The 15,959-nt window shown below is 37.6% G+C and carries 14 protein-coding genes; 4 read left to right on the top strand and 10 right to left on the bottom strand.

The annotated features are described in order from the left end of the window. The first annotated feature begins 74 nt into the window (after window positions 1-74). A complete protein-coding gene (locus CSE16_RS02210) occupies window positions 75-749 on the top strand; it encodes a class A sortase (RefSeq protein WP_253896150.1) in 675 nt (224 codons plus the stop codon). A 138-nt stretch (window positions 750-887) separates the two neighbouring features. Here the strand turns inward: CSE16_RS02210 and CSE16_RS02205 are convergent, their stop codons facing one another. The 3 genes from CSE16_RS02205 to CSE16_RS02195 form a co-directional block, all read right to left on the bottom strand. Continuing rightward, window positions 888-6,116, bottom strand: a complete 5,229-nt coding sequence (locus tag CSE16_RS02205; protein ID WP_099422360.1) for an LPXTG cell wall anchor domain-containing protein — start codon at window positions 6,114-6,116, stop codon at window positions 888-890. 562 nt (window positions 6,117-6,678) lie between these two features. Continuing rightward, the gene (locus tag CSE16_RS02200) at window positions 6,679-7,929 is read right to left on the bottom strand and encodes an HD domain-containing protein (RefSeq protein WP_099422359.1); all 1,251 of its coding nucleotides are present in this window, start codon (window positions 7,927-7,929) and stop codon (window positions 6,679-6,681) included. A gap of 102 nt (window positions 7,930-8,031) precedes the next feature. Beyond that, window positions 8,032-8,256 carry a YuzB family protein gene (locus CSE16_RS02195; protein WP_099422358.1) on the bottom strand — a complete coding sequence of 75 codons (225 nt, stop codon included), beginning with the start codon at window positions 8,254-8,256 and terminating at the stop codon, window positions 8,032-8,034. 225 nt (window positions 8,257-8,481) lie between these two features. Between CSE16_RS02195 and CSE16_RS02190 the strand changes: the two genes are divergently transcribed. Next, complete coding sequence (locus CSE16_RS02190; RefSeq protein WP_099422357.1) at window positions 8,482-9,126, top strand: RsfA family transcriptional regulator; 645 nt, start codon at window positions 8,482-8,484, stop codon at window positions 9,124-9,126. 31 nt (window positions 9,127-9,157) lie between these two features. On the opposite strand, the gene CSE16_RS02185 is transcribed toward CSE16_RS02190, so the two are convergent. Further along, window positions 9,158-9,982: an octanoyl-[GcvH]:protein N-octanoyltransferase gene (locus CSE16_RS02185; protein WP_099422356.1), complete on the bottom strand. Its 825-nt coding sequence runs from the start codon at window positions 9,980-9,982 to the stop codon at window positions 9,158-9,160. Between the two features lie 162 nt (window positions 9,983-10,144). Here CSE16_RS02185 and hemQ point away from each other — a divergent pair, with 162 nt between their 5' ends. Then, a complete protein-coding gene (gene hemQ / locus CSE16_RS02180) occupies window positions 10,145-10,882 on the top strand; it encodes a hydrogen peroxide-dependent heme synthase (RefSeq protein WP_099422355.1) in 738 nt (245 codons plus the stop codon). A gap of 93 nt (window positions 10,883-10,975) precedes the next feature. On the opposite strand, the gene CSE16_RS21510 is transcribed toward hemQ, so the two are convergent. Then, complete coding sequence (locus CSE16_RS21510; protein WP_172954344.1) at window positions 10,976-11,146, bottom strand: hypothetical protein; 171 nt, start codon at window positions 11,144-11,146, stop codon at window positions 10,976-10,978. A 371-nt stretch (window positions 11,147-11,517) separates the two neighbouring features. Between CSE16_RS21510 and gerQ the strand changes: the two genes are divergently transcribed. Then, entirely contained in the window at window positions 11,518-11,829 is a 312-nt protein-coding gene (gene gerQ / locus CSE16_RS02175; RefSeq protein ID WP_099425726.1) for a spore coat protein GerQ, read from the top strand. Window positions 11,830-11,895: 66 nt separating this feature from the next. Here the strand turns inward: gerQ and CSE16_RS02170 are convergent, their stop codons facing one another. The 5 genes from CSE16_RS02170 to CSE16_RS02150 form a co-directional block, all read right to left on the bottom strand. Continuing rightward, window positions 11,896-13,584 (bottom strand): methyl-accepting chemotaxis protein, encoded by a 1,689-nt coding sequence (locus CSE16_RS02170; RefSeq protein ID WP_099422354.1) that lies wholly within the window; start codon window positions 13,582-13,584, stop codon window positions 11,896-11,898. A gap of 45 nt (window positions 13,585-13,629) precedes the next feature. Then, the gene (locus tag CSE16_RS02165) at window positions 13,630-14,808 is read right to left on the bottom strand and encodes a M20 family metallopeptidase (protein WP_099422353.1); all 1,179 of its coding nucleotides are present in this window, start codon (window positions 14,806-14,808) and stop codon (window positions 13,630-13,632) included. 261 nt (window positions 14,809-15,069) lie between these two features. Continuing rightward, window positions 15,070-15,450, bottom strand: coding sequence for a DUF423 domain-containing protein (locus CSE16_RS02160; protein WP_099422352.1), 381 nt, complete (start codon window positions 15,448-15,450; stop codon window positions 15,070-15,072). A gap of 49 nt (window positions 15,451-15,499) precedes the next feature. Further along, complete coding sequence (locus tag CSE16_RS02155) at window positions 15,500-15,778, bottom strand: YwdI family protein (RefSeq protein ID WP_099422351.1); 279 nt, start codon at window positions 15,776-15,778, stop codon at window positions 15,500-15,502. Next, complete coding sequence (locus CSE16_RS02150) at window positions 15,775-15,951, bottom strand: uracil-DNA glycosylase (protein ID WP_099422350.1); 177 nt, start codon at window positions 15,949-15,951, stop codon at window positions 15,775-15,777. The genes CSE16_RS02155 and CSE16_RS02150 overlap by 4 nt, the downstream gene beginning before the upstream one ends. Window positions 15,952-15,959 lie beyond the last annotated feature (8 nt).

The following is a 15,959-nucleotide window of genomic DNA, read 5'->3' as shown; positions in this document are numbered from 1 at the left end:
GAGAGTCTTGTAGATTCTCTTTTTTTGTGGAATCAATTAAACTGGAATAAGTAGATTTGACAGGAGTGATTGCATTGAGAAATAAACTAGTAAACGTTGTCATTGCGCTATGTTTCATCATTGGACTAACGCTCCTATTTATTAATCCAATCCAAAACTTTTTAATCGCACAGACGAGTAAACGCGTTGTCGAAAAACAGGTGACGGTCGCAATGCCTGCAGATGACGTAGCTGTCGAACAGCCCGTGGCAAGCTATGATTTTGAAGAGGTGCAGTCTTTAACGATTTGGGACATTTTAGAAGCTCAAGGAAAAGTAAACGATATCCCTGCAATCGGCAGTATCCATATCCCTACCGTAGACATGACGCTCCCTATTTTAAATGGCGTCGGTAAATATGCGCTGGCAGTAGGCGCTGGTACGATGAAACCAGCACAAAAAATGGGGCAAGGCAATTACGCACTCGCTTCTCATTATATTGAAGGAAAAGATGTGTTATTTGGTCCGCTCTATCATTTAAAAAAGGGTGATTCGATTTTTATATCTGATATGGAATTTGTTTATGAATACAAAACAACCTCGATTAAAGTCATTGAGGCGACTGATGTTCATGTCATTGAAGATCTAAAGGACGACACGCGCCTCACGCTAATTACGTGCGCAGAGGATGGTACACGTCGTTTGTCCGTCGTAGCTGAATTTGTTGGGAAAACAGCTGCAGAGGAAGCGAAACAGCTTGGGTTGAAGTGAATACAATAAGAAAGCCCCTATTCTAGGAAATGAATCCTAAAGATAGGGGCTTTTACGTTCACTATTTTTTAAATCATTCACTACTTGCTAGCGATGCCGAACATTTGAATATCCGGCACAGCGAGCAAGGTAGAATCATTACGCTTTACGGCGACGTGTTACAAATAACCATGCACCTGCAAGTAATAGTGCCGAACCTACTAACATCGTTCCAAATTGAGAAGCACCGTCTGTTTGAGGTAATTTCTTTTGTAAGCTTGCTACTTTTTCAAGCTCATCTAACAGCATTTTTAAACCATTTACATCATAAAGACGTTCAAATTCAGTTTTTTGCTCCGGTGTAAGTGAGTCGTAGTAATCTAATAAGTCTTTCAACCCTTTTACTACATCATCTAATTTTGATGGATCTTTACTATATTCCTCAATCAATTCCGCTAAATCTCCAGGGGTAAGTGGATCCTTTGGAGTCGGAATAATTGATGGTGGAATTGGTTTAATAACTTCCTCTAATCCTGGTAACGTTGGCGGTGGTGTTGTGCCTGGGTTCGTCGGATTAGATGGATCTTCCGGTTTTGGTTTGTTCGGATCTTCTGGTTTTGGTTTGTTTGGATCTTCTGGTTTTGGTTTGTTTGGTTCTTCCGGTTTTGGTTTGTTTGGTTCTTCCGGTTTTGGTTTGTTTGGTTCTTCCGGTTTTGGTTTGTTTGGTTCTTCCGGTTTTGGTTTGTTTGGTTCTTCCGGTTTTGGTTTGTTTGGATCTTCCGGATTTGGTTTGTTTGGATCTTCCGGATTTGGTTTGTTTGGATCTTCCGGATTTGGATCTGTCGGCTCACCTGGACCTGGATCTACTGGTGGGTTCGGTTGAACTTTTGCTTCACACGTATTCCCCACAGTAATTTTACCGATTGTCACACCATTTTCTTTTACCGTATATTTACCTTGTTTAATAAAATTATTTTCAATTAAAATTTGACCGTTCGCATCTGTTGTAAATTCTTTGTTTCCATCAACATCTTCAACAACTTTGCCAGCAGCATCTGTTAGTGTTACTTTCACATTCTGACGCGCCTGACCGTATGCGTTGTTGATAGTTAGAATGAATTGTGGGCAAGATGGACCATTAGCGTCTATATTTACTGTCGCTTCACAATTATTCTTGTCATACGAAATATCAATAGTACCTAAATAAAGTTTTCCATCATATACTTTGTATTTACCTGCTGGAATACGATTTACTTTAGGATCATATTCAAATTTTTCATTTGAACCTTGAGAAACTTCAAATGAAACACTTTCATCTGAATCTTTCTTTATAGCAAGTTTACCAGTAGACTTATTTGAATCAAAGCCTGGAACTTCAATTTCAAACTTCGGACAAGCAGGAAGTGGTTGAACTTCTGCTTTACAGTCTGATTTTGAAGTAAACTCACCTAATCTATTTCCATCGTTGTCATACACATAGTATCTTCCTGGTTCTAAATCAGTAAATTCTACTTCCCCAGCATTACTTGTTTTTCCAATTTTCACATCTGAGGCATCTGCTCTATCCTCAGATTTAATTTTTACATCAAAATTTTCCAGATGTTTTCCATCAACGTCTTTTACAGTTAATGTGAACTTAGGACATGTTGGTGCATAGTCAACTTCTAACTCTGTGCCACATACTACTTTATACGTTACTTTAACTGTTCCTAAGAATTGTTGATTGTCGTAAACGTCATAATTACCTGGCTTTAATCCATTTGCAGGATCCTTAACGTTAGAATCAAACTCGAATTTACCTGTTGCATTTACTGTTGTCTCAGCTACTACTAAATTGCCTTGTTTTAAAGTGATTTTTGAAATATCCGTACGGTTATCTCCGTTTTTATCCTTAATAACAACTGTGAACTGTTCACATGATGGATTTGGTTGGACTTTGGCATTACAGTCAACGTCGTCGTATTTCACATTAACACTATTTAACTCTCCTTCAGTTGAATGCGTTACTTTGTAATCACCTGCTGGGAAGTTTTCAGGTAACGTAACTATTCCTGAAGTGTCTACTGGATGTGAAGTTTTTTCACCTGTTATCGTATTTTTTAATGTAACAATACCATCTTTAATTAAATTGTCATCGATATCTTTTACTTCAATTTTAAAAATTGTACACTTTGGTGCAGGTACATCCGCTAGATTAATCACTTCGTGGTACTTTCCACCATTTTCATTAAAGTTTGTTGTATCTGCAATGCGAATTTCCTGTGCATCAATTTGCTTATAACCAGATACTGCAATCTCTTCTAATTTGTAATAACCGTAGCGAACTTGGTAAAACTCTACAATACCTTCTTTATTCGTTTTACCTCGCTGAAGCTCAACTGTTCCAGCACGGTTGTATAAAATAAACTCTACACCATCAAGATTTTTTCTTTCACCAGTTACTGGATTGTAACCGATTTTTTTGATTTTTAAATCTCCCTTTTTAGCAGAAATTGAACCTTCAGAGTCATTAAAGCTAAACTTGATATTCTCTTGTTTTGCATCACTGTCAACTCCAGTTGTAGCTCCTGCATAACTAATTGATGCTTCATTTGAAAATACATCATCCGGGCCACCTGTGAAGAAGGTCGTATAACGTACTTCCCAACCTTTTTGATTCAAATCTAAATCAATTGTGAAACTATTTTCCAAATCATTGAAGATAGGAGTGGCACCTGTCCAATTTCCATAAGAATGTTTACCATTAGCATCCATCTTAATTTCTCGCACTTCAAATGTATCTTTTAATATCATTTGGTTAGAAGACATTTTATCCGTTAATTTTATTGGGTTTCCTATTGTGGAATGAGATTCGTTCACCTTCACAGTCCAAGTAATCGTTTCTTCATTAGTATTTTGGATTGGTACATCCTTACTAATTAATTTATTCGCATGCTGAACCGTTGCTTTTGCCTCGAACTCAAATTCCTTATTATTAATTGTAACAAATTTAGCAGTGTTATCGTAAGTATCACCGCCACTATATCCAATAATATCGTCTACATCTTCTGTTTGATACTCTACAATATAAGCATCTGTTGTAGGTTTATTAAATGTGACTGTAAAACCTTTTTCAGTTTCATTAATATCACGACCAGTTTTGAGTTCGTCACCTTTTTTACCTTTTTCACCCTGAGTTAAGTCTAATTTATACACTTTGACACTGTCTAAGACTAATTTATGTCCGTCCCCAATCGTATCTGTTAAAACAGCACCTTCAATATCTTGTTTATTAATATTAACTGCCAGATACCAATTAAACTTTTGATTTACATGGTCAAATGTACCTTCTTTATAACCATTTCTTCCAGTTGGACTCGTACCCGGATCGTATTGTGCACTCTTTTCTAAAGAATATGATTTCATGTTCGATGGATCTGTACTCTTCCAATCTAGTTTGGCTGTATTTTTATATACACCATACGTGGCACCATTTGCATCAATATCAAAATTTGTTTTATACGTTATTATGTGTTTGCCTTCAGGAAGTTTATCTAGGTTTAACACAAAACTTTCGATATAGCCGTCAATATCTTTTACTATTTTAGGCGTTACTCCACTTGGTAGACCTGTAAAGCTGTTTTCAATAAGCTTTTGGCGTGTTTTACCATCAATTTCTTCAAAAGTATCCGTAATTACAACGTCTTTCATTGCTTTCTCTGCATTGATTGTTAACGTCCAAGTAATTTCCTTTTTATCATAGTCAATTGAAGTTGAATTTTCTCCACCTGTTTTATGGAAAATATTCTCGGTAATATTAAATCCTTCTTTATCGCTTTCATTGTCATAACTAACTTTATTTTCTACTCTACTTCCATCTTGACCTGTATAAAACTCATCATTAAGTTCTGTTTCATACTCAATAATATAAGCTTCACCGTTTGGAGATGGTAAATTTATTTTTAATGTTTTTTTATCAGTAGAAAGATAAGGCTTAGGCTGAGGAGTATATTCCACACCTTTTGTACCCTTCCCAGTGGCATCTACCGTTACATGATAAACCTTAACAGTTTCCTCTTTAATTATATGCGGGCCTGATACTGTATCTGTAATTTCTTTAGTGTCAAACTTCGACCCAAAGTAGTTGTATTTAATTTCCCACTTTACACCGTACTTATCTGTACCTAAAGCTTCTTTAGATAGCTTCGTACCGTATACATGATTTACCGAAATATCCTTTGTATCTACAGTAGAACCATTATTTTTAAATGTCACTTTATTTTCAAACAGTTCCTCTACCTCTGTAGCCACACGTGTTACTTTTGTTGAATATGTGAGTTTGTATGCATAATAACCATCATCTAATTCAATATTAGATAAATTCTTTGATGTTTCTGTCTTATCAAAAGTAGTTGACAGACCCGTAAAAGTAAATGGATAACGCTCAATCGTAACATCATTCACTAATTCGTGCCCTTTACCGAGAGCATCTTCAATAGTGGCATTATTTAGTAACTGACCACTCTCATTGACCCAAACAACCCAATCAATAAAACGCTCTCCGTTGGTAGTTCTAGCAGCTCCAGATTTCGCTAACGGCGTCTTACTACTGTCAACTTTCGGTTTGAATTTAAAAGGAAGCTTAACTGTGTCTCCTCCGATAACTGGAATGTCCAATTCTTGATCAAAGCCATCCTTTGCTCCTACTTCAGAAAACAAAGCACTGAATTTAAGTTTCCCATTCTCAAGAATATTTCCATCCTCGATTGTTCCCGTAGTTAATGTAAGTGTAACTGTACTCCCTATCGTTTTATAATCAAATTCAATACCCCCACCTTCAAGAGTTACTTTGCCATCTAGTCCACCCTGATTAAAATTTAACAAGGCATTTGGCAAATCAAAACTAAATGTTGAACCCACACCATAATCTTTTTTTGCATTAATCTCAAATTCATAATTTACGTCAACTTCCTGACCAATTGTTGGTGTAACACTAGCTGCCTCAGAAGCGTTTGTGATAGTTTGACCACCTGTAAATAAACTCACGAAATTTAGTATTACATCTTCCTGAATAGATTCTGCAGTACCTTCACTAGGCAATGCCTTATCTTCACCGCCACCAGTAAGTTCGTTATCAGGATTTTTTTCTACTGATTCTTTTCCATCTTCCATGGATTCATTATCATCAGTTGGTGGTAAAGTAGGTTTACTCTCACCTTCGTCTTCCATAGCGCCATCATTCCCTGGCTCTTCCACTACATCACCGCCACCTACATCATTCCCACCATCAGGTTGCTCACTTATTTCAGGTTTTGTTGCATCTGGTTCATTTGCATAAGTAGCGAGTGGTGATAGCAGTGTTTGGAAAACTAATAATACCGTTAACACAGCTATATTCAGCTTCTTCATTTTCCTTTTTCCTCCTTCTATATATTTTGGTTATCGTCCTTCACATTAGCTACAATGCAGCAGAAATTAATTGCTTGTTTCCGCCGTCCATTTAGCCAAATGCTTCGGATAAAATTGCTTCATGCAGTGTAAATCCCGAATTTCCCTTTCTATATAAAACTTCCCCCATAAACGTATCTCTAGTTCATGAAAAACTTACCGAGACTATCAATCTGATTCGAATTTAATAAACATTAACCGACTAAATTTTCCATTTATTTATTAATCAAATACATTTTATAGTTGGATTTCCATTTAGATAGAGAAATTCTGATGCGTGTTCCTCTCTTAACCATTTACCACAGTTTTCCAAGTTTTTTATCTGTAAGAAAAAACCGGCTATATACATAACCGGGTCTTTAAAACTATTTATTAACTTACAAGTAAGTAATTTCTAAAAGGAACACTCTATTTTATAAAGGTTCTCTAGTTATTTGTCAAGATTTTCTAGTAATTCCAGTACATAAATACCTATTTTAAGATTATAGGACTACAATTTTTCATATGAATTAAAAGTCTTTTATCACAATAAATGTATTTCTTTAGGGTAATATACCTTATAATCTGTCTTGATATTGTTGGCGATTGTGGAGACAATATGAGATTGCTCGGCTAACTCGCGAATTTCACCGCTTGGCATTTCCAAATAGATCGGACGCTTCGTCGATGCCACGCCTGGTCGATAAAAATCATACGGCGAATCAGATGTTGAATCTGCATTCACATAATAGTTTGGATCAAATCCAGCAGACTTCACTTGTTCAATAAGCCATGCATACCGCTCTGGCTCTTCCTCGGGATTTAAATCCATATGAACGAATAAATCGCGATTTACAAAGCGGCGGCATAAATCTTGTAAAATGGTATCTTCCTCATGCATCCAAAACTGAAAATAAGCGAGCATGATGCTTTCATCGAGCGCTAAATATTCCTCTAGCGTAACATTGCCTTTAAAAAACGAGTGGAAATGCGTTGGCTCCTGCTTAAACTGGTAATCTTGCTGGCATAGCTGCTTGACGCGCTTTAAAATGTTATGGAGTACGACTTCCGCGCTACGTGACACTGGATGGAAATATATTTGCAAATACATTTGATAGCGCGACATAATATAGTCCTCCACCGCATGCATACCGCTCGATTTTATGATGACACCATATTCTCGTGGGCGCATCACACGCAAAATACGTTCCATATCAAAATGTCCGTAGCTAACCCCAGTGTAATATGCATCCCGCTGTAAATAATCCATGCGATCAGCGTCAATTTGACTGGAAATCAAGCTCACAACTAGCTCATTCGGATACGTTTTTTCAATTACTTGCGCTACTTTTTCAGGGAAGTCTGCGGATACCTTACTTAGCACCTTATTGACTTCTGTATCGCCTAAAAGAATTCGGCGTGTAAAGTATTCATGGTCGGTTTCAAATACATTTTCAAATGCATGAGAAAATGGTCCATGTCCTAAATCATGCAGCAGTGCCGCACATAAAACTAGCAGGCGCTCATCTTCATTCCATTCCGGACGGCCTTTAAATACATCATCGATAATGCGGCGTACAATTTCGTACACACCTAACGAGTGGCTAAAGCGACTATGTTCGGCCCCATGAAACACAAGATACGTTGTTCCGAGCTGCTTAATGCGGCGCAAGCGTTGAAATTCCCTCGTTCCGACTAAATCCCATATGACTTGATCGCGTACGTGGACATATCGGTGAACGGGGTCTTTAAAAACCTTTTCTTCCTGCAATTTTTTTTGTGCATATACATCCATTCCTAACGACCTCCTCATTTGTTTTCTTTCTATTATAATTGACGCGCTTTCAGAACAAAACAAAAACTACCAGGCTGTCTGTGCTCCTAGTAGTTTACGTCGTTACTTTTTTAGTTTGTCTAGTACCTTTACCATTAACTCCTCTTCAGTTAATGCGGCAACTGGTCGGTTATTTACAAATGTAAATGTTTTTTTGCGGCCTGGACCACAATATGAATGACAGCCAATTTCAATCGTTGCTTCTGGATCAATTTCTTGTAGCTTAGGAATTAACGTCTTTAAATTAACGGCCTGACATTCATCGCAAACGTGAAATAAGTTTGCCATAGTGTCAACACCCTTTCTTATGAAATTTGTTCATTAAATTTTTTCTTATCTTATTATTGTAACGTAAATGGTGAACTTCATTCAAGCAATTTCCTATCAATTCCGCCAAAGGTCTGATAGAGCAGTAAAATATAGATTTTCCAATTTTATTGAATAAATATCCTCTCATCTGGACATGATAGATTATGAACAACAAATCTATCAACATGGCAGGAGGTCATTTAAATGACAAAAACTAGACAAGATGCTTGGATGCAAGATAATGACGAATTATTAGCGGAGGCTGTTTTACGTCACGTCAAAGAAGGAAGCACACAATTAAATGCATTTGAAGAAGCAGGAGATGCATTAAATCGTACGGCAGCGGCTTGTGGATTTCGCTGGAACGCGGTTGTACGCCGTATTTATGAAGAGGAATTATCACAGGCAAAAAAAGAGCGCAAAGAAAAAATGCGTGTGTTAAATGCCGCAACGAAACGACGAATCAACCCAATCTATTTATTACCAACTTCTGAGGAGGAGCCGAAATCTATCCCTCTTTCAGCACTATCACTAGATATCGTAATTGCTTATTTAGTAAGATTACAACATTCTCAAACATCTGATCAGGAAGTGTTAAAATGGCGCAAGCTGGCTGGTGTACTAACAGAACAAAAACAAGAGCTTCAACAAGAGCTTGCTATGATTCAAACGGAAAACAAAGCAATTAAGGAAGATTACGAACAGTTCGTTTCGATTATGAACCGCGCCCGTCGCCTTGTAACGTTAGAAACAGAGGATGCACGTGTCGCTCCGACGTTTAAAATGGAGAAGAACGGGAATCTAATTACCCATTTACCTACAAATGAATCGGGCGAAGTACATATGTAGTACTTCCCCCTTACTTAACAATCTATTTTTTTTAACGTAGCATCGATTCATTTCGTTTTAATATTCGTGCTAAATAATAGTTATACAGTTCCATCTCATCTAACTGAATCGGTGTTTCATATAGTTGTCCATTCCATGCCATTAACAGTTGACGCAGGCGTTCATTCACTTGCTGGACTGTGAGCGGTTGTCCGATTAACTGCTGTAAGGAAGCCATGACATGTGGCGTAATTATTGGATATTGGAACTTTGTTTGCTCCCCTTTTAAACTCGTTTCATAAAATTGTTTTATGCGCTCAGCACGTTCACTACCATCGCCCTCAACGCATAAATAAATTTGAATTGCGATACCATTTTTCATACGTCGCTGCGAAATACCAGCAAATTTTTGTCCGTCTATGCTCAAATCATAGGAGCCTGGGCAATACGAGCCTATAATTTCATAGGCTTTGATTTTATGAGCCACTTCTGGAAATAATGCGCGAATTAAGTCTACCATTAATTCAAATGCATCATTAATGCTTAGTGGCTTTTCTTCCCCTAAAATAATCGAAATATTAAGTACACCACTATCAAGTACAACGGCTAAACCACCCGAATTTCGAACAATCGGCTCATATCCATTTTGAATTAGCACATTCATGCCCTCTTCAATATAAGGTAAGCGGTGATCTTGAATGCCTAATACAACCGCATCATGATGCACCCAAGTGCGAATGGTTGCATAGCTTTTTTGCTGTCCAATTATATGACAAAGGGTATCATCCATCGCAAAGGATTCCAATGGTGAACGTTTATTTGCACTAATAGATTGGTCTATAAAACGCCATTTTTTTTTCGATAAAAAATTCATCATCTTTCGTACTCCTCACTTTTTTTCATGCCCTAAGCATACCGCAAATGAAAGTCATGTCAAATTGATGAAATTCACGCATTTTTCGGTTTCAGACGATTTTTCTCATTGCTTTTGTGCTACACTAACTGTGAATCATTTTCAATTATAAGGAGTGTAAAAAACATGAATGAAGCAGCAATTACATTAGATGGTTGGTACGCTTTACATGAATTCCGTTCAATTGATTGGGCGTCATGGAAATTAGTATCACAAGAAGAACGTGAAGCCGCTACAAAAGAATTTATCGAATACTTAGAACACTTAAATACAGCTACAGGATCGAATGCTTTTTACGCGATTATCGGTCAAAAAGCTGACTTTATGTTGATGACATTACGTGAAACACCAGAAGAATTACATGAGGTGGAGACAAAATTTGCGAAGCTAGCTATTGCTGACTTTACCATTCCAACGTATTCCTATGTTTCAGTAGTCGAGCTTTCTAACTACTTAGCTGGACAATCTACAGAAGATCCGTATCAAAACCCACATGTGCGTGCACGTCTGTATCCAGAATTACCAAAGTCGAAACATGTGTGCTTTTATCCAATGGACAAGCGTCGCGAAGGCAATGACAACTGGTATATGCTACCGATGGACGAGCGCCGTCAGTTAATGCATTCTCATGGATTAATCGGACGTAGCTATGCCGGAAAAATCAAGCAAATCATTACAGGATCTGTTGGTTTAGACGATCATGAATGGGGCGTTACATTATTCTCTGATGACATGCTACAATTCAAAAAAATCGTGTACGAAATGCGTTTTGATGAAGTATCAGCGCGTTACGGTGAATTCGGTGAGTTTTTAGTAGGGAATTTATTAGATAACGAAAAGTTAGAAAAATTATTGGCTGTGTGACATTCAATCCGTGGGTTTTATCCCCACGGATTTTTTGTTGTCTAACAATAAAACACGCAAAAAAAGGTGAGCTGCCATATGCACTCACCTTTTTCATGTATTCTCATCCTTCATCTTTAATATGAGGATTACGGTATTAATAAATAGTCCGATGAAAATAATAATAATAAATAAAAACCAATGCACAGGCTGTTCATAAAATATCGCTACGCCAAAAGCCAAAATTGCACTAAATATAATGCCCAGCCATATTTCTAATTGCACCATATTCACCCCTCGAGCTTTACTTCAACACGAGGCAACATTTCTTCATTTATTTATTCCCCATACCCCAAAAATTATCCCACTTTCCCAACTAATTATTATTAGTATATACGAATATTCCATTTTTATGCCGGGCTTTTGAAGCATCATTCTGGGCTTGTTGCATATACTGTACGAAAAGGAGGGTAAGTCATCGTCGACAATTCAGACGATCGATTAATTCACAGCCCTACTTGTACATTGGTACGGGCAATAAAATACTAGTCGCTTTGAGACACATTTCTTTTTTTGCAACTATAATGAATAGCCAGCCGACAGTTTAATTTTCTTTTGGAAAGGATGCGAGTTTGACTTATTATTGGACATCTCCAATGCAACAAATGAATCCATCAACTATTCCGATGCAACCAAGTTACCCAGGAACTACCCTCCCACGTGAGGAATCTTACATTGAAAATATTTTACGATTGAACCGAGGGAAGCCTGGGGTATTTCATTTTTCGTTTAATAATACCGGTGCAGCTGATAATAAAATATCGGTAAGAGGTGTTGTTGAAGCCGCAGGTCGAGATCATGTTATTTTACGCGATTTAAAATCGGATCATCGTTATTTATTCCCGATGATTTATTTTGACTATGCTGAATTTGATGAAGAACTTAATTATTTCCCGCAAACAACATAGGGATTGTGGGATGCGAATAGTTGAGAAAAACGCCACTTCCTGTAAAAGCGAAGTGACGTTTTTCGTTTATCGGACTTTAAACTGTTGAATTTCGTTTTGTAAGTGATGCGCACTTTCACTTAACGTCACTGCTACGCCATTCACTTGTTGCATCGTTGTAACCTGCTCTTCCGTTGCTGCTACAATCATTTCTAAGTTTCGACTTGCATTACCCGAGCCATCCGCAATTTCTGCGACAGAAGCAGTTACTTCCTCCGCGCTTGCAGATATTTGCTCAGAAGTTGCCGAAATTTCTTGAATTTGAGTCGTCATTTGAGTTACCGCCTGCTCAATCGATGCGAACGATTGACCAGCTTCACTAATAATTTTGACGCCATCCTTTACCGACATTAACGATTCTGAAACTGCTCGCTCTACATTTCCTGTATCCGCTTTAATTTCCAACGTTAAATTAACAATTGAATTTGCTGAGTTTTTTGATTCCTCGGCAAGCTTTCGAACTTCATCTGCTACAACCGCAAACCCTTTTCCATGCTCACCCGCACGTGCCGCTTCAATGGCAGCGTTCAATGCTAATAAATTCGTTTGATCTGTAATGTTTGTAATAACTTTAGAAATCGAATTAATTTCTTCTGTTTGCTGTGCTAATTTTTGAACTAATAAATTCACAGAGTTTGTCGTTTCATTAATCGTTTCCATTTGCTTTTTCGCTTCTTCAATAATCGTACCACCTTTATCGGCCGTATTAGATGCCTCGATAGAGTTGGAATGTAATACTTGCGTCGCTTCTGCAATTCGTTGGACACCCTTAGCTGTTTCTTCCATTGCATTTGCACTTTCTTTCGATGCATGGGCCGAAGCTTGTGACGTATCGAAAGTTTGGTTAATGCGTAATGTTACGTCTTCAGAAGTCGCGGACATTTCCTCCGTACTCGCTGACAGTTCTTGTGCAGAAGCCGTTAATTGTCCGGTATTCAGTTGAACATTTTTAATGAGTGAAGCTAAGTTATTTTTCATTAAATTAAATGACCGGCCAAGCTGTCCAATTTCATCTTTTGATTTCGTTTGAATATCTTCGTTCGATAAGTCTCCTGATGCAATAACATTCGCCTCTGATACAACAAATCTTAGTGGGGCAACAATTTTGAAACGGATAAAAATAACTGCAGCTACACTAATAAGGAGACTAACAAACAATGAAAACCAAGCTGTTATTTTAGAATTATTGATGGAAGTCTCTGTTTCTTTATTAATTTCCGCAAGTTTTTCCTCTTGATAGTCTACGATTTTATTCGAAACCTCTAAAATACCGTCGTTTGCTTTTTTTAATGTCGTATTAATATAACCATTCGCTAATCGCGCATCCTCCTTTTTGACCGCCTCTAGTAAACTGATTGTGCCAACATTAAATTGTTCGTTAAAGCTTTCCATTTCTTCAATATAATCAATCATCTCTTGACTTTTTACCATTTCTTTTAAGCCTAAAATTTCTTCATTTAAAGAATTCATATAAAAATCCAATTTTTCTATACTTTCCTCAGAATTATCTAACACCACCGCGCGTGCATATAAACTTTGCATCGCTAAGCCAAACCGAATTTGTTCAGCCGCTCGAATTTGCTCTACGCGATTATTCAATGCCTCCTCCGAGTTCTCCTCAATGTTACTTAAGTTTAAAAAAGTAAATCCAATTGTTAGAATTAACACTGTAACAATCGAGTAAATCGCAATATTTAATTTTGCTCCAACACCCATTTTATCTATACCTTCCTTCTATCACTTGTTGTTTTACAATGATGATTAATTATTTTTTGTTAAATAAGCTACTGTTGCTTCACCTAAAATTTGCGCTGCTATAAGCATGGCACGTTCATCGAAATTAAATCGTCCGTGATGATGTGGATACGCCTGGTCCCAACAAGGATCCTTGGCCCCTGTAAAGAAAAAAGTACCTGGGACATGCTGCATATAATAACCAAAATCCTCACCAATCATAAATGGCGGACATTTTTGGACATTTTTTACCACATCAATTTGCTCCGCTACTTGTGCCACAAATTGTGTATCTTCTGCATGATTAATTACTGGTGGATAGCCATCAAAATATTCGTATTTATAGGTCGCATGCATCCCCGTACATGTCGCTTGTAATAATTGTTCAATTTCCTGCTTGATTTGCTGGCGCACGTTTTCATCAAATGTACGTACAGTCCCTTTTAGCTTCACTGTATCCGCTATAACATTAAAAGGATTGATTGCCTCAAAATGTCCTACCGTTACAACAGCTGAATATAGTGGGGCAATGCGACGCGATACAAGTGTTTGGAGCTGTGTAACAAAATGGGATCCGATGACAATCGCATCAACCGAATGCTGCGGCTCTGCACCATGGCCACCTTTTCCTTGAATTGTAATCTCGAATCGATCAGCAGCAGCCATTATGGCACCTTCTCGAACTAATACATCTCCAAGTGGGGTTGGCGCCCATAAATGCGTGCCATAAATGACATCAACACCTTCTAAGCAGCCATCTTCAATCATTGCTTTTGCCCCACCTGGTGCGAGTTCCTCAGCATGTTGGTGAATGAAAACGACATTCCCTACTAACTCTTCTTGCATTTCTGTTAATACTTTTGCAAGAACTAGCAAAGTCGCGGTATGTCCATCATGACCACAAGCATGCATAATTCCGTCATTTTTTGATTTATACGGGATGTCATTTAATTCATTAATGGCTAAGCCGTCAAAGTCTGCACGTAACGCAACAGTCTTCCCAGGTTTTGCCCCTCTTAATGTCGCGACAACTCCTCTTCCCCCCACCTGTTCACGTACTTCTAGACCAAGCTCACGGTGAAAATTGGCAATATAAATCGGGGTATGTACTTCTTCATGCGATAATTCTGGATATTCATGTAAATAACGTCGAATAATAACCATTTCTTCAAAGCTTTCTTGCAACTTTGTTTTTAATTGATTCATGACATTCCCACCTTAACTATTCTTATTTCTAACTATACTATATTTTGTGATAATTTAGAAAAAAGCAAATTTATATCACACCTGAAATATCGGAACTATCAGAATTTATTGTTTATAGTTCTTTATTTTATTCCATTAAAAGACATATCTCAATCAAAATTATTCTTTTAATAAACATTCTCTGCTGGTGTGGTTCATCCATAAAAAAAATCCCCTTTCAATTTCAAGTCGAAAGGGGATTTTTCCGTATTCAATTAAGCGTTACTTTGTTTGTTTTAATGTTGCGCTTATAATCATAGCCCAGCCGATTAAAAATAGGACGCCGCCAATCGGTGTAATGGCCCCTAATACTTTAATACCTGTAAGAGCTAACACAATTAAACTACCTGTAAAGAAAATGATTCCTGCATTAAAACAAATAACGGCAATTTTTAATTGTTTTACTTCGCCAAAAATTGCTTTTGACATTAAAATACCCGCTAAAACAATCGCTACTGCATGCAGCATTTGATATTGAATCGCCGTATTCCAAATGTCTGTGCTATATGCATCTAATTTGTCTTCTAGTGCATGTGCAGCAAATGCACCTAATGCTACCGCTAAAAAGCCTTGAATGGCACCTGAAATAATAGAACCTTTCATTATAAAAACCCCTTTTTTAATTGATTACTCAATACAAACTTGTTTCTACTTAAAAATCAAAAAGCGATTCGCCATTTGCATCTTCTTCCTCTATTTTTTGAGATGAAGTGACAGGTAGCTGTGAAATCATCATAGAAGATGTTTGGATGTTATGTACGCTTAGTGCGGCTTCGGGTAACTTGGCAACAGACTTTCCTTCGTCTAAAACGACATCACATAGCGCACGAATCGCCGATAATTGCTCGCGTATTTGCTGTTCCCCACGCACCTGCTTTGCTTGACTAGCATGCTTTTCAATTTGTTGAACAATCATTTCGTAGGAAATCATCGCTGTCCCTCCTGTTTTTTAGCTACAAACTTTAGACAATCCATACCTGAAGACTGTTTTACAAGGACGGACGGCAGCTGTTTTGTTTTAAAGCCGTATGCCGAGCAGCCACGTGGGTTATTTTGATCCCATGTGACACGGAAGTATTGACATTTAAAGCAATCAATTTTCATCAGCTGCT

The sequence above is a fragment of the Solibacillus sp. R5-41 genome (assembly GCF_002736105.1).
GTDB lineage: Bacteria > Bacillota > Bacilli > Bacillales_A > Planococcaceae > Solibacillus.
Note: the sequence above shows the minus strand (reverse complement) of the source record. Positions and strands in the feature narration are given on the sequence as shown.

Excerpts from the sequence above, each read along its gene's own strand:
- CSE16_RS02185 (WP_099422356.1), bottom strand. The coding sequence starts at position 9,982 with ATGATGAATTTTTTATCGAAAAAAAAATGGCGTTTTATAGACCAATCT.
- hemQ (WP_099422355.1), top strand. The coding sequence starts at position 10,145 with ATGAATGAAGCAGCAATTACATTAGATGGTTGGTACGCTTTACATGAA.
- gerQ (WP_099425726.1), top strand. The coding sequence starts at position 11,518 with ATGCAACAAATGAATCCATCAACTATTCCGATGCAACCAAGTTACCCA.
- CSE16_RS02160 (WP_099422352.1), bottom strand. The coding sequence starts at position 15,450 with ATGAAAGGTTCTATTATTTCAGGTGCCATTCAAGGCTTTTTAGCGGTA.
- CSE16_RS02170 (WP_099422354.1), bottom strand. The coding sequence starts at position 13,584 with ATGGGTGTTGGAGCAAAATTAAATATTGCGATTTACTCGATTGTTACA.
- CSE16_RS02195 (WP_099422358.1), bottom strand. The coding sequence starts at position 8,256 with ATGGCAAACTTATTTCACGTTTGCGATGAATGTCAGGCCGTTAATTTA.
- CSE16_RS02150 (WP_099422350.1), bottom strand. The coding sequence starts at position 15,951 with ATGAAAATTGATTGCTTTAAATGTCAATACTTCCGTGTCACATGGGAT.
- CSE16_RS02200 (WP_099422359.1), bottom strand. The coding sequence starts at position 7,929 with ATGGATGTATATGCACAAAAAAAATTGCAGGAAGAAAAGGTTTTTAAA.
- CSE16_RS02205 (WP_099422360.1), bottom strand. The coding sequence starts at position 6,116 with ATGAAGAAGCTGAATATAGCTGTGTTAACGGTATTATTAGTTTTCCAA.
- CSE16_RS02165 (WP_099422353.1), bottom strand. The coding sequence starts at position 14,808 with ATGAATCAATTAAAAACAAAGTTGCAAGAAAGCTTTGAAGAAATGGTT.
- CSE16_RS02155 (WP_099422351.1), bottom strand. The coding sequence starts at position 15,778 with ATGATTTCCTACGAAATGATTGTTCAACAAATTGAAAAGCATGCTAGT.
- CSE16_RS02190 (WP_099422357.1), top strand. The coding sequence starts at position 8,482 with ATGACAAAAACTAGACAAGATGCTTGGATGCAAGATAATGACGAATTA.